22 protein-coding genes are annotated in these 20,416 nt (G+C 40.8%); 7 read left to right on the top strand and 15 right to left on the bottom strand.

Going from position 1 to position 20,416, the window contains the following annotated elements; genetic code table 11:
* Window positions 1–41: 41 nt before the first annotated feature.
* Both trhO and A6754_RS23120 read right to left on the bottom strand, forming a co-directional pair.
* Complete coding sequence (gene trhO / locus A6754_RS02600; protein WP_066442382.1) at window positions 42–992, bottom strand: oxygen-dependent tRNA uridine(34) hydroxylase TrhO; 951 nt, start codon at window positions 990–992, stop codon at window positions 42–44.
* A gap of 112 nt (window positions 993–1,104) precedes the next feature.
* Window positions 1,105–1,236, bottom strand: coding sequence for a hypothetical protein (locus A6754_RS23120; RefSeq protein WP_257297386.1), 132 nt, complete (start codon window positions 1,234–1,236; stop codon window positions 1,105–1,107).
* Between the two features lie 177 nt (window positions 1,237–1,413).
* On the opposite strand from A6754_RS23120, the gene A6754_RS02595 reads away from it, so the two are divergent.
* The 3 genes from A6754_RS02595 (at window position 1,414) to A6754_RS02585 (ending at window position 7,057) form a co-directional block, all read left to right on the top strand.
* Window positions 1,414–2,451 carry a C40 family peptidase gene (locus A6754_RS02595; RefSeq protein WP_066442381.1) on the top strand — a complete coding sequence of 346 codons (1,038 nt, stop codon included), beginning with the start codon at window positions 1,414–1,416 and terminating at the stop codon, window positions 2,449–2,451.
* A 177-nt stretch (window positions 2,452–2,628) separates the two neighbouring features.
* Window positions 2,629–4,248, top strand: coding sequence for an SWIM zinc finger family protein (locus A6754_RS02590; RefSeq protein ID WP_066442380.1), 1,620 nt, complete (start codon window positions 2,629–2,631; stop codon window positions 4,246–4,248).
* A complete protein-coding gene (locus A6754_RS02585; RefSeq protein ID WP_066451284.1) occupies window positions 4,241–7,057 on the top strand; it encodes a DEAD/DEAH box helicase in 2,817 nt (938 codons plus the stop codon). Before A6754_RS02590 ends, A6754_RS02585 begins: the two co-directional genes overlap by 8 nt.
* A 59-nt stretch (window positions 7,058–7,116) precedes the next feature.
* On the opposite strand, the gene A6754_RS02580 is transcribed toward A6754_RS02585, so the two are convergent.
* From A6754_RS02580 to ssb, 3 genes are all read right to left on the bottom strand, one after another.
* The gene (locus tag A6754_RS02580) at window positions 7,117–7,470 is read right to left on the bottom strand and encodes a hypothetical protein (RefSeq protein WP_066442379.1); all 354 of its coding nucleotides are present in this window, start codon (window positions 7,468–7,470) and stop codon (window positions 7,117–7,119) included.
* Between the two features lie 276 nt (window positions 7,471–7,746).
* On the bottom strand, window positions 7,747–7,977 hold the full coding sequence (locus tag A6754_RS02575) for a hypothetical protein (protein ID WP_066442378.1): 231 nt from the start codon (window positions 7,975–7,977) through the stop codon (window positions 7,747–7,749).
* A gap of 5 nt (window positions 7,978–7,982) precedes the next feature.
* Window positions 7,983–8,339, bottom strand: coding sequence for a single-stranded DNA-binding protein (ssb, locus tag A6754_RS02570; protein WP_066442377.1), 357 nt, complete (start codon window positions 8,337–8,339; stop codon window positions 7,983–7,985).
* A gap of 266 nt (window positions 8,340–8,605) precedes the next feature.
* Between ssb and A6754_RS02565 the strand changes: the two genes are divergently transcribed.
* Complete coding sequence (locus tag A6754_RS02565) at window positions 8,606–9,025, top strand: YwpF-like family protein (protein ID WP_066442376.1); 420 nt, start codon at window positions 8,606–8,608, stop codon at window positions 9,023–9,025.
* Window positions 9,026–9,154: 129 nt separating this feature from the next.
* On the opposite strand, the gene A6754_RS02560 is transcribed toward A6754_RS02565, so the two are convergent.
* From A6754_RS02560 to A6754_RS02535, 6 genes are all read right to left on the bottom strand, one after another.
* Window positions 9,155–9,535 (bottom strand): hypothetical protein, encoded by a 381-nt coding sequence (locus A6754_RS02560; RefSeq protein ID WP_066442375.1) that lies wholly within the window; start codon window positions 9,533–9,535, stop codon window positions 9,155–9,157.
* 301 nt (window positions 9,536–9,836) lie between these two features.
* Window positions 9,837–10,163 (bottom strand): hypothetical protein, encoded by a 327-nt coding sequence (locus A6754_RS02555; protein ID WP_066442374.1) that lies wholly within the window; start codon window positions 10,161–10,163, stop codon window positions 9,837–9,839.
* Window positions 10,164–10,611: 448 nt separating this feature from the next.
* A complete protein-coding gene (gene fabZ, locus A6754_RS02550) occupies window positions 10,612–11,034 on the bottom strand; it encodes a 3-hydroxyacyl-ACP dehydratase FabZ (protein ID WP_066442373.1) in 423 nt (140 codons plus the stop codon).
* A 337-nt stretch (window positions 11,035–11,371) separates the two neighbouring features.
* On the bottom strand, window positions 11,372–11,644 hold the full coding sequence (locus A6754_RS02545; RefSeq protein ID WP_066442372.1) for a DNA-directed RNA polymerase subunit beta: 273 nt from the start codon (window positions 11,642–11,644) through the stop codon (window positions 11,372–11,374).
* A gap of 13 nt (window positions 11,645–11,657) precedes the next feature.
* Window positions 11,658–12,506 carry a flagellar hook-basal body protein gene (locus A6754_RS02540; protein ID WP_066442371.1) on the bottom strand — a complete coding sequence of 283 codons (849 nt, stop codon included), beginning with the start codon at window positions 12,504–12,506 and terminating at the stop codon, window positions 11,658–11,660.
* Between the two features lie 31 nt (window positions 12,507–12,537).
* Entirely contained in the window at window positions 12,538–13,377 is an 840-nt protein-coding gene (locus tag A6754_RS02535) for a flagellar hook-basal body protein (RefSeq protein ID WP_066442370.1), read from the bottom strand.
* Between the two features lie 151 nt (window positions 13,378–13,528).
* On the opposite strand from A6754_RS02535, the gene A6754_RS23115 reads away from it, so the two are divergent.
* The gene (locus A6754_RS23115) at window positions 13,529–13,654 is read left to right on the top strand and encodes a hypothetical protein (RefSeq protein WP_257297385.1); all 126 of its coding nucleotides are present in this window, start codon (window positions 13,529–13,531) and stop codon (window positions 13,652–13,654) included.
* On the opposite strand, the gene A6754_RS02530 is transcribed toward A6754_RS23115, so the two are convergent.
* Window positions 13,647–14,648, bottom strand: a complete 1,002-nt coding sequence (locus A6754_RS02530; protein ID WP_066442369.1) for a rod shape-determining protein — start codon at window positions 14,646–14,648, stop codon at window positions 13,647–13,649. The genes A6754_RS23115 and A6754_RS02530 overlap by 8 nt on opposite strands.
* Window positions 14,649–15,148: 500 nt before the next feature.
* Complete coding sequence (gene spoIIID, locus A6754_RS02525; RefSeq protein ID WP_066442368.1) at window positions 15,149–15,421, bottom strand: sporulation transcriptional regulator SpoIIID; 273 nt, start codon at window positions 15,419–15,421, stop codon at window positions 15,149–15,151.
* A 716-nt stretch (window positions 15,422–16,137) separates the two neighbouring features.
* On the opposite strand from spoIIID, the gene A6754_RS02520 reads away from it, so the two are divergent.
* Window positions 16,138–16,794 (top strand): LysM peptidoglycan-binding domain-containing protein, encoded by a 657-nt coding sequence (locus tag A6754_RS02520; RefSeq protein WP_066442367.1) that lies wholly within the window; start codon window positions 16,138–16,140, stop codon window positions 16,792–16,794.
* A gap of 141 nt (window positions 16,795–16,935) precedes the next feature.
* Here A6754_RS02520 and spoIIQ read toward each other — a convergent pair whose 3' ends face one another.
* Complete coding sequence (gene spoIIQ, locus A6754_RS02515; protein WP_066442366.1) at window positions 16,936–17,925, bottom strand: stage II sporulation protein SpoIIQ; 990 nt, start codon at window positions 17,923–17,925, stop codon at window positions 16,936–16,938.
* Window positions 17,926–18,066: 141 nt separating this feature from the next.
* Between spoIIQ and A6754_RS02510 the strand changes: the two genes are divergently transcribed.
* Window positions 18,067–18,501, top strand: a complete 435-nt coding sequence (locus tag A6754_RS02510) for a VanZ family protein (protein ID WP_066442365.1) — start codon at window positions 18,067–18,069, stop codon at window positions 18,499–18,501.
* A gap of 290 nt (window positions 18,502–18,791) precedes the next feature.
* Here the strand turns inward: A6754_RS02510 and ltrA are convergent, their stop codons facing one another.
* The gene (gene ltrA, locus A6754_RS02505) at window positions 18,792–20,051 is read right to left on the bottom strand and encodes a group II intron reverse transcriptase/maturase (protein WP_066442364.1); all 1,260 of its coding nucleotides are present in this window, start codon (window positions 20,049–20,051) and stop codon (window positions 18,792–18,794) included.
* Between the last annotated feature and the right edge of the window lie 365 nt (window positions 20,052–20,416).

Here is a 20,416-nt window from a genome sequence, read left to right as displayed (position 1 = left end):
AAAAGGGCACCCAATCTGGATGCCCCTTTCTATTCATTGATTTACGCTTCAATTGTTTCTAAACGATTCTGTACTTCTTCCTCGCTCAATTCATGCTGAATAATATAGCGGTTGCGCGGATTTGTACGGCATTCATCTGAGCAGCTGCGCATATATTTATGCTCATTTTCTTCAGAGCATAAGATTTTTTTGTTGCAGGCAGGGTTTGCACAGTTTACATAGCGCTCGCAAGGTTCGCCTGAAAAATAATCGCGGCCGACGACCACATGCTCTTTCTGATTAACAGGTACGCCAATTCTTTCATCGAATACATACAGCTGACCATCCCAAAGCTCACCTTGGACTTCCGGATCTTGGCCGTATGTGACGATGCCGCCGTGAAGCTGAGCAACGTCTTTAAAGCCTTCCTTCAACAGCCAGCCTGAGAATTTTTCACAGCGGATTCCGCCTGTGCAATACGTAACAATCTTCTTATCTCCAAGCAATTCTTTATTTTCACGCACCCATTGTGGAAGGTCACGGAAGTTTATGATATCCGGTCTGATCGCACCGCGGAAATGACCAAGATCATACTCATAGTCATTGCGCGCATCTAAGACCACAGTGTCTTCATCATTTAAACGCTCGTAAAACTCTTTTGGGCTTAAATATTGCCCAGTCAATTCATTCGGATTCACATCATCTTCAAGACGAAGTGTAACAAGCTCCTTGCGATGGCGAACCTTCATTTTCTTGAAGGCATGTTCCTCTGCTTCATCAATTTTGAATATCATTTCAGCAAAGCGAGGATCAGCTTTCATCGCAGCCATATATTGATCTGTCTGTTCAATTGTACCTGAAACTGTTCCGTTAATGCCCTCATCAGCGATTAGAATTCTTCCTTTTAAACCAAGCTCCTGGCAAAAAGCAAGATGCTCTTGCGCATACTCTTCAGCATTTTCAATTGGGACATACATGTAATACAGTAATACTCGATAATTCTTTTCACTCATTCTTTTTTCCACCTATCAATTGTATATTTGCAAGATATATTTGTATTCAATAGGTTTTAAACACAATTCTTACGTTTTACAGTATAACAAAAGTGTATATAAGTGCGCCAGATTACACTCCAAGTAATTTATGCCACCCATTCCAGCCATCAATGGCTCCCCATAACCCACATTTAACAGTAATGGTTAAAGAATACGCAAGCGTCAGCAAGCCAGAAAGCTGCAGCCAAAGGTTTAGCTGCACCCCTATTTTCTTCTAAAATAAGCAGATTTGTGATCTTTTTCCCAATAGATTATTATTCGATAGTACAAAAAGAATGAAATTTTTTATGAAAATAAACCTATTTTCAGTAAAACTTTCCACTTTTATGCCGATATTAGGAGAAAACACCCGATCTAATAGAAGGAGAGATTAAGAGAAGTGAAAAAGGAAATCGTATCTATTGCTGCAATAGCGATCATCTCTTCTGCTTATGCTGCCCATGCTTCCGCCGATACACATGTGGTTCAAAAAGGAGATACACTTTGGCAGTTATCAAAGAAATATAGTGTTTCTGTTGCAGAGCTTAAGAGTATAAACGGATTATCTTCAGATTTTTTAAAAATCAATCAGCCTATTAAAATCGCTAAAACTGTAACAGCTCCTGCCACAAAACCAGCTCCTCCCGCTGTAAAAGAGCCAAGCAAGCCAAGCAGTAAACCCGTAACACATACATACACCGTTGCATCAGGCGACACTCTATCAAAAATTGCTATAAAACATAATATTAGTCTGCAAACATTGATGAATTTAAATGGTCTGACGACACATCTTATTTTCCCAGGACAAACATTGAAAGTCACATCTTCATCCAGCCAGGGACCAAAAGAAGAAGTGAAGCCTGCTCAGCCTTCACAGCCAGCACCTGCTCTTACACAGTACATGGTAAAAAAGGGTGATACATTAAGTAAAATTGCTGCACAGACAAAAACAAGTGTAAGCGACTTGAGAAAGTGGAATGGCTTAAGCGGCGATTATATTTTTGTTGGACAAGTGCTGATGCTTCAGAAAAATGAGGCAATTGCTCCTGAAGGTCCTGCTGTTCAAGTTCCAAAGGATGTACAGGATATCATCTCAGCTGCTAAAAACCTTCTAGGCAAACCTTATATTTGGGGTGGATCAACATTAACAGGGTTTGACTGCAGCGGATTCATCTATTACGTACTAAAACAAACTGGGTCACAAATGGGCCGGTATTCAACGGATGGCTATTATAGCCGCTCCTACTATGTATCCACGCCGCAGCCTGGCGATATTGTCTTTTTCGAAAATACGTATCGCAAAGGAATATCTCATATGGGCATATACTTAGGAAATGATGAATTTATTCATGCAGATTCAACACTAGGAGTCACCATATCAAACATTAATAATGCTTATTATCAAAAACACTTCGATGGGTTTAAACGTTTTTATTGAATAAAACAGTCTTTGCTGCCTTTAGTAAGGCAGCTTTTTTTGCGTTTGGTCAATGGTTTTTTGTCTTCCCTTCTACCTCCCACTTTGAAATGTTATAATAAAGAAATGCAGAAAATGAGGTGACCGTCACCTTCAGTTTTCATTATTGAACGTGGAATTAAAAGGAGGCTTGGCAGGATGAGAGGAATTCCAGAGCATTTAGAGGAGCCATTGCAGCTTGCTTCTCAAGAACTTAAGGGCATGCTTCATGCAGATGCCGAGGATGATGTAAAGCTTGTCCATAAAGGTCTTATGCTTTATCGGCAAGGGCTTGTCGGCAGCCTTAGTGTACAGGGCGAAATCATTTCGGCCGTAGTTCAGGATGTGACGCCAGCGAATGTATTGCTCGATCTTGATTTTTTTTCAATGAGTGAATGCTCCTGTCCTGCCGATGGTTTTTGCCGGCATCAAATGGCTGTGTTTCTTCAGCTGCTTTCACGGGCACACAGTGTTTCCGAATGGGTTGAAGAATGGCGCAAACCGCTGAAGGAAATGCAGGATGCTAAAGGCTGGAGTCTGCAGAAAGCACGCGACTTGCTGAAAACAGCAGGCATGATGAAGCCCTCTTATGATAGATGGATTGAAACGTTTGAAGTTAGTTTTGAGGAGCTTTTTTATAGCAAAGGAATTATTAAACCTTACATTATTCCTGAAATCTATTCTATTTATATACGCCGCTTACGAGCAGGAGCGCCTACTGAGCGGGAATGGCGCCTTCTATACGAGCTGATCGGCTCTATCTACACGTTCCGGAAGCTCGCAGATTTATCACAGCGATTAGAATATGAAGAAGCTGTCATTCACCGTTATTATGGCCATGTGTTTCAGTCGATCATGGACGATGTTTTCGAACGAATGAGGACTCTATCCGCACAGTCTTTTCCATTTGCCTTTGATGACTTTATTGAGCGAATGAAGGATGATTCCATAGAGATTTTAAAGGGAGATGCTCCATTAGAGTATGAACGGATTCATCTGTATCGAATTCTCTGGACGACCTTCTTTACGAAAAAAAACTGGCGTCAGGATGAACGTGAAAGGCTGCAGAAAATCAACACAGATCACTCCTTCTCTCTAAGTGCAGCAGCAATTCATATTGATTTTCTGCTGCGGCAGGATGAGGATGCCTTACGTGCCCTTAGCGAAAGGGATTCAAGCCTTACCACCTATATGCTTTATTGGATCGAGACGCTGAATTCGCAAAAGGATTGGAAGCGGGCAGGCTTATATCTAGAAGTGTTTATCAGTAAGCTGCACGATTACTTGCAGCAGCAGCCTGATTACTATACATGCCGGGATTTCACCAGATTTGCCATTAAGGTTATTTCTCCATTCTGCACAGAAACCGGCAGCATGGACCTTTTCGAGCGTGCACTTGAAGAAACTCTGCCATATAGTTATAGCGAGTATGAATATCTTCTTTTTGAAAATAAGGAATACGAAAAATGGGGCGATTTGCAGGCGTATATTGGTTTTGATATGGGAATCCTGCAAAACGACCGGATTAAAACACTAGAAAAGGCCGATCCAATCGTCCTTCTTCCTCTATATCATCATGGAATTCAAAGTGATATTAATATGAAAAACCGTGATCATTACAAAGCGGCTGTCAGAAAGATGAAGAAACTGCGCACGCTATACAAAAAGCTAAAGCGTATGGATGACTGGTCGCTTTATCTGGATGAGATTTTACTTAAAACAAAGCGCCTTCGCGCCTTTCAGGAAGAGTGCAAAAGGGGTAAGCTGATTGATGCTTAAAACAAGATATCTTCATATTAAATTGGATAGAGACGCTGACGGCCGTTACTTCCTTTATGCCGTGGACGAATATGGTGCTCCATATGATCCTCATCACTGGAAACAGCTGCTCTTTGGCCGTCATGCAGGCAGCTTTTATGGAACCATGCTGACGGAGGAGAGCCGAAACGGCGTCAGCGGTGTCATGTTAAACGGATGGGAGCTTGTGTCGCTTTTTTCCGCAGAACAGTTCAATAGGCTGATTGAATGGGATTGGGATGAATATACACAGCTTTGTCTGGCAGCTGCTCCAGCCTTATATGATTCGATTATTCATAAGGATTGGATTCCCGACTTTTCCGTCTGGGAACAAGATGAGTTCCGCTGGGAGCTTCCTAAGAATGTATTGCATGAATTTGATCCATCCTTTTGGGAGCAGAATGTGGAGGATATCCCTGTACAAACCTTCATCGGTGACATGTTCCATTATGCACTCGGAGAATATTTAAACCGCAACCGGGAAGCAAGAGCAAGCTTTGGCGAAAAACTTGAGAAGCTGAACAGTGAACATTTATCCGCAGCGCATCTTGCTGCCTATTTTGATGAAGAAAGCTTTCAGCGCTGGATGGGGATCAAAGAAGACGATACGCCTTTTACGATTGGTCTTAAGCTTGAGGAGCCTGGTGAAGCAGAACTTCATTGGAATGTGACGGTTTTTCTGCGCGGAAAGGCTGACCCTGAACTTTTTGCTGATTATAAAGATTACTCTAATTATCAAACAGATTGGCATGATCATGAAGATAAAGTAGAGCTTGAGCTCCAGAGATGGCTAAAGCTGTTTCCATGGCTTAGTAATGGCAAAAATGGGATTACCACGTTTCTGACTGAAGATGAGGCTTGGATGTTCCTAACAGAAGCAAGTGAAACATTGCTTGCACTAGGTGTTGACATTCTGCTTCCTTCCTGGTGGCAAGCCATGAAAAATGCGAGCATGAAGGTAAAGGCACGGGTAAAGAGCTCGCAAAGTCATCGCCCATCCTTTGTTGGCCTGCAGTCGATGCTTGATTATGACTGGCGTATTTCAATGAATGGAGTCGATTTGACCGAGGAAGAATTTCACGGCATGGTCGAAGAAAAAAGAAAGCTTGTATACATTCGCGGCCGCTGGATCAAGCTCGATCCGCAGTTTATTCGCCATATTCAAGATATGATGAAAAGAGCGGAAAAGGAAGGCTTGCATGTACGGGATCTTATTGAACAGGAGCTTTTAGCGGAGGAAGCTGGACATGATGAAGAGCTTGAAAACCCGCAAAGCTTTGCACGTATTCAAATTGAATTAAATCGTCAATGGAAGCAGATGATCAAGCAGCTGAGAAATCTGAAAGAGATTCCTTTAGCTGATAGTGCTGAAGGCTTCTACGGCGAGCTTCGTCCATATCAGCAGCTTGGAATGAGCTGGCTTCTGTTTCTGCGCCGTTATGGATTTGGCGCGATTCTTGCTGATGATATGGGGTTAGGAAAAACAATTCAGCTTATTTCTTACCTATTAAAAGTACGGGAGATGGAAGAAGGGCCGGCATTGATTATTTGTCCGACCTCCGTGCTTGGCAACTGGCAAAAAGAGATCGAACGATTCGCACCAGACATGAACGTTTATTTGCATTACGGTCCAAATCGTCCAAAAGGCGAGGCATTTGCTGAGATCTGTCAAGGCGCAGATGTGGTCCTTACCTCTTATGGTTTGACACACTTAGATCTTGATGAGTTTGAAGCGATGGATTGGAGCTCTATTTCCATTGATGAAGCCCAAAATATTAAAAATGCCGGGACAAAGCAATCAAGAGCAGTGCGCAAACTAAAGGGCAAACATCATATTGCTCTTACAGGAACACCGATGGAAAACCGTTTGTCGGAGCTATGGTCCATTTTTGACTTCACCAACCATGGCTATCTTGGCAGTCTTGGACAGTTTCAGAATAAATATGTCCTTCCCATCGAAAAGGATGACGATAAAGACAAGGTTCGTCAGCTTCAAGCCTATATACGTCCCTTCCTTTTAAGAAGGACGAAACAGGATGAAGAAGTTGCTCTGAATTTACCGGATAAGCTCGAGCAAAAGGAATATTGCCCGCTGACAGCCGAGCAAGCTTCCCTATATGAACAGCTTGTTCGCGATACATTTGCGCAAATTGAAACATTAACCGGACTCGAACGCCGAGGCATGGTCCTGCAGCTGCTGGGCCGCTTAAAACAATTATGCAACCATCCTGGACTGTATTTAAAAGAAGAAAAGCCAAAATCCATCCTTTCGCGCTCTTCGAAGCTCGAAAAGCTGCACGAGCTGATTAGCGCTGTTCGGGAACAAGGGGAAAGCTGTCTTATTTTTACTCAGTATATTGAGATGGGCAGGATTATTCAGCAGATGCTGAAAAGTGAATTCCAGCTTGATGTGCCATTCTTAAATGGAAGTGTGCCAAAACAGGAGCGCGACAACATGATCACGCGTTTTCAAAACGAGGAGTTCCCTGTCTTTCTTCTGTCTCTAAAAGCCGGAGGAACTGGGCTGAACTTAACAGCAGCAAGTCATGTCATCCATTTTGACCGCTGGTGGAACCCAGCTGTAGAGAACCAAGCTACTGACCGTGCTTATCGGATTGGCCAAAAACGATTTGTTCATGTTCATAAGCTGATCAGCACCGGAACTCTTGAGGAAAAAATAGATGTGATGCTTGAGAAGAAACAGTCCTTAAACGATCAGATTATCCAAAGTGAAAGCTGGATTACGGAGCTTTCAAATGATGAATTGCACGATCTTGTTTATTTGAGTTAATTTATCTTTCATCATGTTTGAAGCAAGCGGGAAATATTCCATATTCCCGCCTGCTTTTTTTATTGCAATCGACCTATGTTCCCTTTCGCCAGTGGTTTTTTTCTTGCTGCTGGATTCAAAACATAACTGACCCAATTTCCCTCTTTTATTAAAATACTATAGAAAAATTCCTTTCCATCTGGCTCAGGGAAACAGATTTCTAAATGATTGTTATGTAGTTGGTATTGAACCTGATTCTTTGGGTGATTTGTATTATATTGAAGTGTCAGCGGCATGTTTTCGATTAGCGGGAGCCTTTGATAGGATTTGATCTTTGGACGCTTACTAAGAAGTACAGCATCCCCAAAACTTGGACGATGCATCATGTCGATTTCATTACAGATTCCCTTATAGAAAAGAAATTTCTCTTCCATGGTTTCACCTCCTCTTACCTAGATTTTTACAACAAATAAATACTAAGTATTTACTCTCAGTTCTTTTCTCCTATAACTTTCCATAATCCTCCTTTTTTCTTCTTTTTTCTCCACTTTTTGTGTCAATCCTGTGAATTTGCAAGTTATATCCTTTTAAAATCAGTTAGAAAAAAACCAGTGCAGCTGCACTGGAAAATGGGGATTAGGGGACGTTATTTGATTTTCTCTAATGAGGCTGTGTTTGGGGAATTCCTTTTAGCAGTATTAGATATTATATTACTGAGCTTGCTGGCTTTGTGCTCCCTGGTGTGTCAACACTCTCCTTTCTTCCTCTAAGTCAACCAGCTGGCGGGCATGCTCATTTTTGCTTTGCGAGAGGATGATGAGCTCAAGCTGTCCCACTCTTTTTGACAGCTCTTCTACTCTTTGATTCGATTTTCCCAGCATTCTAATCAAACTCTCAAGCATGCATTCGACCGTGTTATCTGAAGCAGCTCTATCATACATAATTGTTAAAACTCCCTTCCTGCTGGTACTTCAACTGGTTCTTTCCGTTTATCAAGGAAACGGACGCTCTCTGCAACCACCTCGGTTACATAAACTCGTTTTTGTTCATTGTTTTCATAGTGCCTCGTTTGGATTCTGCCTGTAATGCCAATCAGTGAGCCTTTTTGGCAATAGGACGCTGTATTCTCAGCCGTTTTCTTCCATAGTGTGCATTGAACAAAATCAGCGTCAATTTCTCCCTGCTGGTTTTTGTATTGACGATTGACGGCCAGCACCACATTTGTGACCGGCTTGCCATCCTGCGTTCTCTTCAGCTCAGGATCCTTTGTAAGACGCCCGACGAGGGTGACTTGATTAATCATTGTATTTCCAGCTCCTTTCTTTTGATGATCCCAGCTTAATGGAAATCGATAGCATATGTAAAATCGCCAAAATTCAATTTTTGAACATAATCATTTAAAAATATTTATATTTTTTCTAAAAGGAAATAGCTTTTTTGTTTTTTATAATTCAATTTTACAATTTCAGACAAAAAAATCGTTATGTCGATTCTTTTAGGAAAATTCGTTTTCATTCGGCAATGTGTTATACTTTTACTAATAAATAGGATCGAATGGAGGCAGCGTGCATGAAGACGTTTAAGTTAGTTTCGATGCAGGTGGTCGAAGAGGATAAGCTCACGGATATTGTGCTTGATGACGGTTTGATCATTAATAAAGAAGACGAGAACAGCACATGGCTTTTGGAAGCATATATAAACAGTCAGTATAAAAGCTATTTTCAGCAGAAGTCAGATCAAGAACTTGTTGTTCAAGTAGTCATTTCTAAGAAGGAGAACGATCCGGCTGCTTTCTTAACAACCATTTTATCGATGAACGAATTTGATGACCATATTAGCATTTTATTTAAAGGTCAATTAAAGCGCACAAAAAGTGATTTTGCTGAGATTCTTCTTCAAGATCTATTAACACAAGGTTTAACCGGCGAAGACCTCATGAATGAATTTAAACTAAAAATGCGGAGCCGTCCGAAGTTAGCTGCAAAATAACGTTCCTATGACCCGCACGATTTCTATAAAAGCTTTACTAAATACAAAAAAACAATCCATTATGAGGATTGTTTTTTTATTGTGTTGTCACTTTTAGTCGATCATGCCTTATTTGGCAGTGTGACATTATTATGCATTTTTCAATTGCTCAATTACATATTTCGCTTCCATTTTACAGGAATAGTCCATTTCCTTGCCCGTCTGCTTTTGGAGAGATTCGATCTCCTCCATTTGTTCATCTGTTGGCTTTTCTGAGAAGATTTTCTCGATTATTTCGTTAATTTTCGCAGCAAGTTCTTGATGAAATTCAGGGTCAGCTTTCATTTCGTCACTGACTTGGCTATACCAGGAAGAATGATTCTGTATATACTCTTGCCACTCAGAAACAAAGCGCTGAATATCAAATTGCTCTTCGTCCCATTGAATATTGCTCATATACCGTTCAAAAGAAGTTGTAATGGAACGAGATACACTTATTTTGATTCCTTGCGAAAGATCTTTAAACGCCATGCTTTTAAAAGTACCCCCAATCTAAGCTCTGCAAATGAATAAAGTCTATTTGTAATCATACCATAAAAATATTGTAATTAGTAAACAGTAAATGTCATAAATAGTCGATTCCTATATAGTTTTTTACATAATTAGAGAAAATATGTCTTACTTTTCATCTTTAGGTCATACTCTATTTTTAGCTTAACATGTATTGAATTTTGTTTAAAGGAATATTGGTGTGTTTAGGTCACTTGAGGAGGTCGTGTTAAGTAGCTTATTTGAAGAAAGGACAGGCTCCAAAGCCTGTCCCTAATTAGAATTACTGATTATCTTCTTCGTTATCTTTCATTTCATCTTCAATCATATCTTCGCCAGGATTGTCTTCGCCTTCAGTCTCTGTATTCATGCTAGGATCGCCAGTGTCATTAGCATTTGGATCAGTAACATCATCGTTACCTTCATTCATATCCATATCGCCGTTGTCACCTTCGTTCATGTCCATATCCATGTCCATGTCTTCGTCACCAGCTGGGTCCTCCACATTGTTATCCTCTGGCGGCGGGTCCTGCTCGTCATTTCCGCAGCCTGTAAGAAGCATGGCTGAAAGTAAAGAACCTCCAACGATCTTTAAAAGCTTGTTATTCATAATGTTAGCTCCTTTCTTCGTTGTTTATTGTCGACCTGTTATTCGGTCTTTTTTTATGTTTCCCAAAACAACAAACAACTTGCATGAAATATTTTAAAAGCAGTCAATTTCTGATCTTGCCCTTGCATATTAATACATACACTTATTGGAGAGGTTATAAACGCTGGTTGGTTGTCCAATAATATCCAGTTTATCTGGTGAAGAAAGCGGTTAATTTATATGATTTAACTTTTCCCATCTAAAAAAGGAGGAAGAAAATCCTCTCCAGCAAGTCTGCAGGATCTCAGCTTTTTCTTTTTAAGCAGCAGGGTTTCAATTACTACATTTCAACCATGTGTAACAGTAATGCGAAACAGCAGCAATAAAAAACCCGAGTGATCAGAAAGGTTATTCTTTCATCACTCGGGTTTATAGTTGATTTTAAATTTAAGCCAGCATAACCTAATTATTATTTTAACGCAAACATGATTTCTGCTTCGCAAACGATTTCTTCGTCTACGGTTGCAGTGCCTTTGCCTTTGCCGATTGGACCTTTCACACGAATAATTTCAACTTCAAGTCGAAGCTGGTCTCCTGGTTTTACTTGGCGCTTAAAGCGGCAGTTATCAATGCCTGTAAAGAAGGCAAGGCGGCCTCTATTCTCTTCTTTCTTTAGCATGGCAACTGCTCCAACTTGTGCAAGTGCCTCAACGATTAGGACACCAGGCATCACTGGGTAATCAGGGAAATGGCCGTTAAAAAACTCTTCGTTTGCTGTTACATTTTTAAGACCAATCGCTTTTTGTCCTTCCACGACCTCTAACATTTTATCAATAAGCAAAAACGGATAACGATGCGGAATGATTTCTTTAATTTGTGTAATATCGAGCATTTTTAGTACCTCCTCCTATTATTAGGTATTATTGTACTAAAAAACCCGTTGAACCGCAAAGTTAAATGGGGAAAGAACAAGGAACAGAGCCGTTTTTGTTAAAACTAGCACGTTTGGTACAAGTTTTTATTGTTTTCCCCTATTGAATGGTCTTTTCACGTGTAAAAAATTACAAATAGTAAGTTAGTCGAGCTATTTATAGCTGATATCCGCCGTCCAGAAAATATATCCACCGTAAAAAAATTATTTTTGCCGTTATTTCAATATATCCGCCAAACTCCAACTCACCCTCCGAACATAAAAAAAGCAGACCTCCTAATAAAGTCTGCTAAACCATTTATTCTTTTTCAACAAGATCGATAATATGAGTCCAGGTTGACTTTTTAAAGATGTCCTTTGCATCGCCATCCCCCATAACTCCATACCCGACTGCAGCACCAGCAATGGCACTGATTGCAATCAAGACAGCGACAATTATAATCCGAAGCCAGATCGGAATAAGACGAATGCGGATTCGTCTTGCACGCGGTTTTTCTTCATTTACTTTTCGTTCTTTTTTCACTTGTTCGCGCGTTTTCGCCGCTTCTTGATTATGACTGTTTACTGACATGTTCTAAGCTCCTTTAGCGAATTCCGTTGACTAGACCCATCATTTGGTCTGCCATCGAAATCGATCTGGACTGAAACTGGTAGGAACGCTGAAGATTGATCAGCTCGGTCATCTCTTTTGATAGATCAACATTGGATTGCTCTAACCTTCCTTGAGCGATTCCAATCTGATTACGAAGAGGCCCATTCAGCTCTGTTAAAATCTCCTCTGCTTCTACTCCCAAATCAGCCATATTTTCAGGCAGACCTAATAGGTTTCCGCCCTTTTGTTCTAAAAACTGTGGCTTATTCACATATGAAATTCCCAAATCATAACTTGCCGTTCCTCCGCCAGGGACATCAACGGTTAGTCTGCCTGTTTCCGAAAGAGCAAAGTTAGAAGCTTGTGCGTTAATGGTGATTGGATTATCATTTTCATCCAGGACAGGATAGCCATTTCCCGTTACAAGCATTGTTTCGTTTTGAGAGATCGGCGTTAAATAAAAGGCACCGTCTCTTGTATAACGAATGGCAGAACCATTATCATTCTGTTCAAGCACTCTGAAAACCTGTCCTTCTGCTGTTAGCGCCATATCAAGCGGGCGATCCGTTGTTTTCAGGTTGCCCTGCGCCATTACAATTTTTGAAATCGCAAGCTTTGCACCTGTACCCTGACGAATGCCATTCGGTGTCAGCCTCCCAGCATCCCCTGCCCCTGGAGCACCTGGTCCATTGTTAAATTGCTGAAACAGCAGATCAGTGAAGTTCGCTTCTCTTCTTTTGAATCCATTTGTATCAATGTTGGCTACATTGTTGCTGACAATGTCCATTTGCTTCTGCAGCTGTGCCAATGTATTGGTTGCCGTGATCATCGTTCTATTCATTGTTTTTCTCCCTTAGAAAGTATAGACATGATTATCCGATGCGCCCAACTTCATTTGCAGCCTTTTCCATGCTGCGGTCATATGCCTGCAGAACCTTCTGATTCGCTTCAAACGCGCGATAAGCTGTCATCATGTCGGTCATCGTGCGACTGACATCTACATTTGAGCGCTCAAGGAATCCCTGCTGAAGGTTAAACTGCACACCGCCGGCCAGATAGGCACTAGGCAAATTGTTGCCATCTTCTGTCCGGTAAAGGCCATCTCCTTCTTTAATCAGTCTGTTGGCATTGTCTGTATAAGCAACTCCAAGACGAGCCACTTCGCCATTTGCACCTGTCAGGATGCCTTCCTCATTAATAGAGAAGTCATCACTTGTCAGCTGAATCTGCTGCCCTGCATCATCCAATACATACAAGCCGCTGGCCGTTGTTAAATATCCTGCTCCATCGAGAGTGAAGTTTCCGTTACGGGTATAACGCTCTTCTCCAGAAGGTCCAGTAACAGTGAAGAATACTGAACCAACTGCATCTTCCTCCCCATTGTCAGGGACATTCACATTGATTAAGGATACATCTGTATTTAAACCTGTTTCTTTTATATCACCTTGAAGGAAATTAGGAATCACTTCCTGCATATACACACCTGTGCTTATGCTGCCGATTGTTGTGTTTCCAGGTATATTTAAACCCTTCTCTGTCGGAATAGATTGCTGATCCATACGCTGAAGCAGCATTTCCGGGAAGCTTCTAATAGCAGACTGATCTGCTTTAAATCCTGGTGTATTCGCATTCGCCATGTTATTTGAAAGCATTTCTGTTCTCCGCTGCTGAGCAAGCATTCCGGAAGCCACTGTATAAAATCCTTTAAACAAAATTCTCACCTCTTAAAATACTGAACGTCTCCTGAAAAGACGAAGCAGCGGATCAAAAACGCAGAAAAAATAAAAGCTATTTACGTCTTACTTTTATTATAAAAAAAAAATCAACAATATACATTAAAAAAATAAAGGAAAAAGTCATATTTTGAAAAAAATTGGCGAAGCATGTGCAAGCTATTATGAATTGCCGATAAAGCATGTCTGCATGTTTCACTATGTTACTGAAAAAAAGCTGCCAGAATTTCTCACTGGCAGCTTTTTAATTAACTAAATTTCCGCTTAGGCAGCTTGTCAATATTATCAAGCATAATGCCTGTTCCAATTGCTACACAATCCATTGGATTTTCGGCAATAAGCACAGGAACCTTCAGCTCTTCTGCTAAGAGCATATCAATGCCGTGTAGCAAAGCGCCGCCGCCTGTTAAAATAACACCGCGGTCAATAATGTCTGCTGAAAGCTCAGGCGGTGTACGTTCAAGTACGCTCTTAGCTGCCTGAACAATAACAGATACCGATTCTCTTAACGCCTGCTCGATCTCTTCTGAATACACAGTAATGGTTCTTGGCAGTCCTGAAACCATATCACGGCCGCGAATATCCATTTGCTCACTTCTTGAACCAGGGAAAACGGTTGCGATCGTTGTTTTAATATCCTCTGCCGTTCTTTCCCCGATTAAGAGTTTATATTTTCTTTTGATATATTGAAGAATTTCATTATCAAATTTGTCACCAGCCATTTTAATGGATGAAGAAGTGACGATGTCGCCCATTGAAAGAACTGCTACGTCTGTAGTACCGCCGCCGATATCAACTACCATGTTTCCGCTTGGAAGGAAAATATCCATCCCCGCACCAATTGCAGCGACTTTTGGTTCTTCTTCAAGATATACCTTTTTGCCGCCGCTCTTTTCTGCTGCTTCTTTAATGGCTTTTTGCTCAACGCTGGTAACATTGGTCGGACAGCAAATTAAAATGCGCGGTTTTGATAAAAATCCTTTTACATCAAGTTTGTTGATAAAATATTTTAACATTGCTTCTGTTACATCAAAATCAGCAATTACGCCATCTTTTAAAGGACGAATTGCCACAATATTTCCCGGTGTACGGCCAACCATGCGGCGGGCTTCTTCTCCAACGGCAAGTACCTTGTTTGTATTTTTATCAATTGCCACAACTGAAGGCTCGTTCAAAACTATTCCGCGGCCTTTCACATGTATGAGCACATTGGCCGTCCCTAAATCAATTCCAATATCCCTAGCAAACATTCTCTTTCTTTCCTCCTTGAAATTTTGGCCCGCACTGTCCGCAGCGGCTTAAGCAGTAAGACACAGACATTGATGATCACTTCAAAGCCTGAGGTGGCCTATATCAGTTTTAGTACAGTACATATCTTTAATTTCCCTCTGAGAAGTTCTTCACAATTAGCGCAAATCATTCTCAGCAAACGATGTCTTTATGAAAAATTGCGAGCAGAAAAAGACAGACAAAAAAGAGCCTTTTTTCCCACATCTATTAGCTAAACTAAGTTATTATCCTAATTGTATATTTTAGCACATCTATCTATAATAAAGTAACTTTTTGTCAAATTATATAGAACAAATTAAAGAATTTGTCGAATTCGTTCCTATCCAGTTTATCGACCTAATTTCTGGAAGAACCTAGGTCCCTTGTCCATCATATAAAAAACACAAACGGTATACATAGAATCCAGAAAACATTCTTTGCATACCGTTTGTGTTACGTCTTGTTTTGTGTGGTTCCCTTATTAATTGATGGGCTCCCCCTCTAGCTCTTCCTTTTTGTACTTCATTTTAGTGGCTTCTCCCCCACGGAGATGTCTGATGGATTTATGATAATCTAAAATTTCCTTTACTTCATTTGCAAGATCGGGATTAATTTCAGGAAGTCTTTCTGTTAAATCTTTATGGACTGTACTTTTGGATACGCCAAACTCCTTCGCAATCACGCGAACTGTTTTTTTCGTCTCCACGATATACTTTCCAATCTTGATAGTTCTCTCTTTGATGTAATCGTGCACACCACTCGCCCTCCCTAAATTGGATGTGAGAAGTGTGAAATGAGACTCGCTTTTATCTTTGTCCTATACGATAGTCCGCACAATTTACCTGCGGCAGAAAGGCAAAACCTCTCCATTTACCTGCTGTAAATAATCATCTGCTCCTGCTCATTCACTGATAGCATTAAAACGATACCCACCTCAAACATTCTCTTTGTAAGGTTTGTAACATTTTATTAGCTTGGATGAAGATATATGCACAATTTCATGAATCGGGACAAGTCATTGCTTATTTTTTTCAGAAAACTTACAAATTTGCTTATTTCTTTCGGCAATTTTTTAAAAAATCCGGCTATATCATCCGTATTAGTTCTATAGATTCGTGTACTATGACCCATTTCTTTCAGCTGATTAAAAAATCCACTTAGGACAATATCTCTTAAATTTCTGCAGCCATTCTCCCATTTGCATCATAAAAAATAACAAACCTTATTCTCCCCGTATCCATCTGCCTATCAATTCAATAATCCCTTTCCAAATTTACAGTTCCATTCGTCTATTGATGAGTTTTGTATTCACTGTTTTCGTGTATATAGTAACAAAAACCACTATGATTTCTTGCCTATTGTCGCTTCGGGACTATTCACATACACTTATGCTGACCAAAACGTTCATAAATATGGGTATACAGCCAGATTCACCCAAACATATATAAAGTTAATTAAAGGAGATTTAAGATGGAAAAAGCTGTTTTAAGACCTAGGAAGGCACGAATTGATGAAACGCGAAAGAAGAAAATGAGGATAAGAAATACAAAGCTTGCGACAGTCACGGTGGCAGCCGCTGTCACAGCTTCTGCTATTGGCCTTGGCGGAAAAGAAGCAAAGGCATCTGCAGGCACGTATGAAGTGGAGAAAGGCGATACGTTGTACCGAATTTCGAAGGATTTTGATTTAACCGTCCAGCAGCTCAAGGAAATGAACGACTTACACTCGGATAAAATTTTCCCCGGACAGAAACTGGAGGTGCCAACTGAATATCACACAACAGAAACCTTCCTTCAGCACGCAGCTATTTACACAGTAGTCCCCGGTGATACATTGTGGAGCATTGCAGACCGTTATGGCGTGCCAGTATCTGAATTAAAAAGCTTGAATCATCTTCAAAATGATATGGTGCTCATCCACCAGCGCCTGATCATTATGGAGGATATCGCTGTTCAATCCGCTAAAATTATCGGAGCTGCTGATAATTTTACCGTTGAATTTCAAGCAGGCGGCCGCCATTTCGCCTTAAAAGTTCCTTATGGCACGGCACAGGAATATCAGCGCCTTGCGGGAAAAACGGTCATTGTGACACATAAAAACGGTTCTGTTATTAATATTCAGAAATAGAAGAGAAATTAAGTTTATCGTGGTGAATGTAAAGCTGCTGCTTTTCACCTCAAATTCTTGAGTGCCATGCATAGGGCTGAATCTATTTCCTAAACAAGAACAAAAACCCGGACATTATGTCGGGTTTTCGTTTTTATCATCTTATGCGTTAGCTGAGTCCTCTTCAGAATGGTCACCAGTATGGTCCCCTTCTTCTTCAGAGCCGCCTTCTGTATCAGTTTCTTCATCAGAAGTGCCTTCATCTTCAGCTTGGTCATTTGGATTTGTTGTGCTGTCTTCACCAGGTGCTGTTTCAGTGCCTTCTTCTGGAGCAGAGCCATCTTCAGGCGCTGTTTTTTCGCCATCTTCAGGTTTTGCTTCCTCATCACCTTCTGGAGCAGAACTTTCTTCAGAGCCATCTTCATTGTCAGCTGCCTCTGTGTCTCCAGATAAATCAGCTTCCTGTAATGCACTTAGAGATTTGTTAAAGTACTCATGCGGATTAACTGCCTGTCCATCCTTGCGAATTTCAAAGTGGACATGTACACCTGCATCTTCATTAAATAGGCTTTGTCCTGCTTTAGCTAAAACATCGCCTTGCTTAACTTGATCGCCAACCTCAACATTCATCTCAGTAACAGATTGATATTGTGTTACAATACCTTCTGTATGTTCGATTTCAATTTTGTTTCCAAGCGTTCTATCTTCCTCGACCTTTGTCACTGTACCGCTTAGTGATGCAAGGACATCAAATGTCTCCCCATCCTTCATAGCGATATCTATACCAGTGCTAGGGTGGTAGATGTTATTATAAACGATGAGCGCAGCCTCTTGATCTGCAGTGTCAGCACTATGATCATAGAACTGTGTTTGAATAACAGCAGTATCTTCATCAGCTACAGGCATTTTGAAGTCTTCTAGTGAATTTGTTACTTCAATTGCCGGTTCTTCTGTTTTGCCAGTAATATCGGTAGCTTCATGATCAAATTCATCTGACTCTATCGCGCTATCACTGCTATTTTGATACCATAGAACCGCCGATAAAATAATAGCTGCACTTGCAATGTAGATTGCTGGGAATGCCCAACGCTTCTTTAAAAAACGCTTAAAACTTGAATCTTGAGAAGATCGTTTCTTTTCTTCCTCTCTCATTATCATCACCTCAGCAATCAGTCTGAACAGATTGCAAGGATTATATACCTTTTTAAAAATATTTTTTTAGATGTTATTTTTCGACAAAGCTGATTGAATTATTCATATTTCTTATAACTTTTTTTCAAAGGAGTTTTTATCATGTTAAAATGGCTGCTTCGCCTCCTTCCTATTTCTTATATGATTCTTATTTGGATTCTATCAAGTCTCCCGCATAATGCAGTAGTAGAGTTGCCAGACTCCGCTTTTGATCGATTCTTTAAAGAATCGATGCACCTTGTTGAATTTGGCATCCTCTATCTTCTGCTCGTTGGAGCTGCTTTCACTTTTAAACAACCCTTTACGTTTAAAATCAACCTGCTCCTGGCCGCTCTAGCCTGTCTCTATGGCGTTGTAGATGAAATACATCAGTACTTTGTGCCGTACCGTTCTGCAACCCTTATTGACGTTGTGAAGGATGTTATAGGTGTGGCAGTTGCCTATTGGGTAATTTCTCAAGCTGTTTTTGGAAAAAGATTTCAAAAAATCGGCCGCTTTCTGGAAAGTATTAAAAGGGTGACGACTGCAGGGAAGTAATTGTGGTATTTGGGTTGAAAAAACTATGTACGTGGTTCGCTGCTGTAAAATAGAGCAGTGATTGCAATATAGCGGAGTTCGGCATGTGGATATTCGCTGTCCTGGAAATATATTCGCCGTTAGCATAAACTTATTCGCTGTTAAAACATTATTTTCGCCGTTATCTCCAGTTTTTCGCCCAAAATAATAATATATTCGCCAAACCCAACTTTACCGATCGAGTAGGAGGGGGTGACTAACCCCCGACCTCTCACACCACCGTACGTACCGTTCGGTATACGGCGGTTCAATTAAGTTTGACGTAGAAATTCATATCTTTGATATAGACTTTTGAGCCCTCGATTACTCCAATAAGAGTTATTGAGGGTTTTGTTTAGAACCGGACTAGAGGCTATTCTCCAATATCTCTTTCTGGAGTTTCCCCATTCGTATGCCTTTTGGTCTGGAACACCTAAGCCCTTGAGTTTTCTTACTCTTGTCCCCGGATTCTTCCATTGTTTCCATTCAATCATACGAAGTCTTCTCCTAATCCACTCATCAAATTCTTTAAATTTGCTAGGTGTATCGGCTAATGCAAAATATCCACACCATCCCGTTAGATATTGATTTAGTTTCTCAATTCTACCTTCCATGGAAATGGATTTGGAACGGGAGGTTAACTCTCGTATTTTAGCTTTAAGCCTTTTAATACTTTCGTTGGCTATTCGAACCTTCGGTTTCTTATTAATCGTAAAGCTAAAGCCAAGGAACTTTCGTTTCCACGGGCGGTCAACCGCTGATTTATCCCTGTTCACTTTGAGCTTTAATTTCTGCTCAATAAAACATGTAATCGAGTTCATCACACGTTCTCCAGCTTTCTTCGATTTCATGTAGATATTACAATCATCGGCGTAGCGGACAAACTTGTGACCTCTCCTTTCTAACTCTTTATCAAGCTTATCCAAAAGGATATTCGAAAGAAGAGGGCTCAGGGGGCCTCCTTGTGGTGTTCCTTCTTCTGCATCGTAGACTACACCATTTATCATGATTCCTGCTTGGAGATATTTCCGTATTAATTTCAAGACCAATCGGTCTTGGATTCTGCTTGCCAATATCCCCATCAACTTATCATGATTCACTTTGTCAAAGAACTTCTCCAAGTCCATATCAATCACCCACCTATAACCTTCACTTATGTATCCCCTTGCTTTACGAACAGCGTCATGGCCTCTTCGGCTTGGCCTGAACCCATAACTATGTTCTGAGAAGATTGGGTCAAAAAGTGGGGTTAAAACTTGGGCAATTGCCTGTTGAATGAACCGGTCTGTCACGGTCGGTATTCCTAGTAATCTTACTCCACCGTTCGGTTTCGGGATTTCGACTCGACGGACTGGGGTAGGCTGATAGGTACCCTTCCTTAAAGAGTCACATAGGGTGTCCCAGTTTTCATAGAGATGTCTTCGTAGGGATTTTACGGACATTCCATCTATGCCGTGACTTCCTTTGTTCTTCTCCACACGTTTAAGTGCTTCTATTAAGTTTTCCCGTGACAGAATCAGATTCATTAACATGTGATATTTCCTTTCGACGTGAACGTAGAAGTCTAATTATGTTATTCCTGCTCCACCCTCATGAAGTCCCCTGTGGATTCACCACTTCCTCCTTCAAGTAAGTCCTTTCGGATTGTCTGCTTCTACACAGGAATTGTATGCCTAGTTCTCGTTCTTCCTAATTGTTCAGTCCTTCCCTTACCGTCTCGAGTAGGTAAGGTACTATGACCTCTGCTGACTTCTGGTTGTTCAGCTATCTATTTCTAGATAGGTTACCAAGTGTACTTGGCGTACCAACCAGACCTCCCCGGGTAAGAGTACAATCTTTCCCTCCATCTATCTGCTCCATTTACTCTGTACCACCTTCGGCAGTAAGGACTTTGTTT

The organism is Cytobacillus gottheilii, from assembly GCF_001636345.1.
Lineage (GTDB): Bacteria > Bacillota > Bacilli > Bacillales > Cytobacillaceae > Cytobacillus > Cytobacillus gottheilii.
Note: the sequence above shows the minus strand (reverse complement) of the source record. Positions and strands in the feature narration are given on the sequence as shown.

Coding starts and splice junctions, on each gene's coding strand:
- trhO (WP_066442382.1), bottom strand. CDS start 992: ATGAGTGAAAAGAATTATCGAGTATTACTGTATTACATGTATGTCCCA.
- A6754_RS02590 (WP_066442380.1), top strand. CDS start 2,629: ATGAGAGGAATTCCAGAGCATTTAGAGGAGCCATTGCAGCTTGCTTCT.
- A6754_RS02585 (WP_066451284.1), top strand. CDS start 4,241: ATGCTTAAAACAAGATATCTTCATATTAAATTGGATAGAGACGCTGAC.
- A6754_RS02580 (WP_066442379.1), bottom strand. CDS start 7,470: ATGGAAGAGAAATTTCTTTTCTATAAGGGAATCTGTAATGAAATCGAC.
- A6754_RS02575 (WP_066442378.1), bottom strand. CDS start 7,977: ATGTATGATAGAGCTGCTTCAGATAACACGGTCGAATGCATGCTTGAG.
- ssb (WP_066442377.1), bottom strand. CDS start 8,339: ATGATTAATCAAGTCACCCTCGTCGGGCGTCTTACAAAGGATCCTGAG.
- A6754_RS02565 (WP_066442376.1), top strand. CDS start 8,606: ATGAAGACGTTTAAGTTAGTTTCGATGCAGGTGGTCGAAGAGGATAAG.
- A6754_RS02560 (WP_066442375.1), bottom strand. CDS start 9,535: ATGGCGTTTAAAGATCTTTCGCAAGGAATCAAAATAAGTGTATCTCGT.
- A6754_RS02555 (WP_066442374.1), bottom strand. CDS start 10,163: ATGAATAACAAGCTTTTAAAGATCGTTGGAGGTTCTTTACTTTCAGCC.
- fabZ (WP_066442373.1), bottom strand. CDS start 11,034: ATGCTCGATATTACACAAATTAAAGAAATCATTCCGCATCGTTATCCG.
- A6754_RS02545 (WP_066442372.1), bottom strand. CDS start 11,644: ATGTCAGTAAACAGTCATAATCAAGAAGCGGCGAAAACGCGCGAACAA.
- A6754_RS02540 (WP_066442371.1), bottom strand. CDS start 12,506: ATGAATAGAACGATGATCACGGCAACCAATACATTGGCACAGCTGCAG.
- A6754_RS02530 (WP_066442369.1), bottom strand. CDS start 14,648: ATGTTTGCTAGGGATATTGGAATTGATTTAGGGACGGCCAATGTGCTC.
- A6754_RS02520 (WP_066442367.1), top strand. CDS start 16,138: ATGGAAAAAGCTGTTTTAAGACCTAGGAAGGCACGAATTGATGAAACG.
- spoIIQ (WP_066442366.1), bottom strand. CDS start 17,925: ATGAGAGAGGAAGAAAAGAAACGATCTTCTCAAGATTCAAGTTTTAAG.
- A6754_RS02510 (WP_066442365.1), top strand. CDS start 18,067: ATGTTAAAATGGCTGCTTCGCCTCCTTCCTATTTCTTATATGATTCTT.
- ltrA (WP_066442364.1), bottom strand. CDS start 20,051: ATGTTAATGAATCTGATTCTGTCACGGGAAAACTTAATAGAAGCACTT.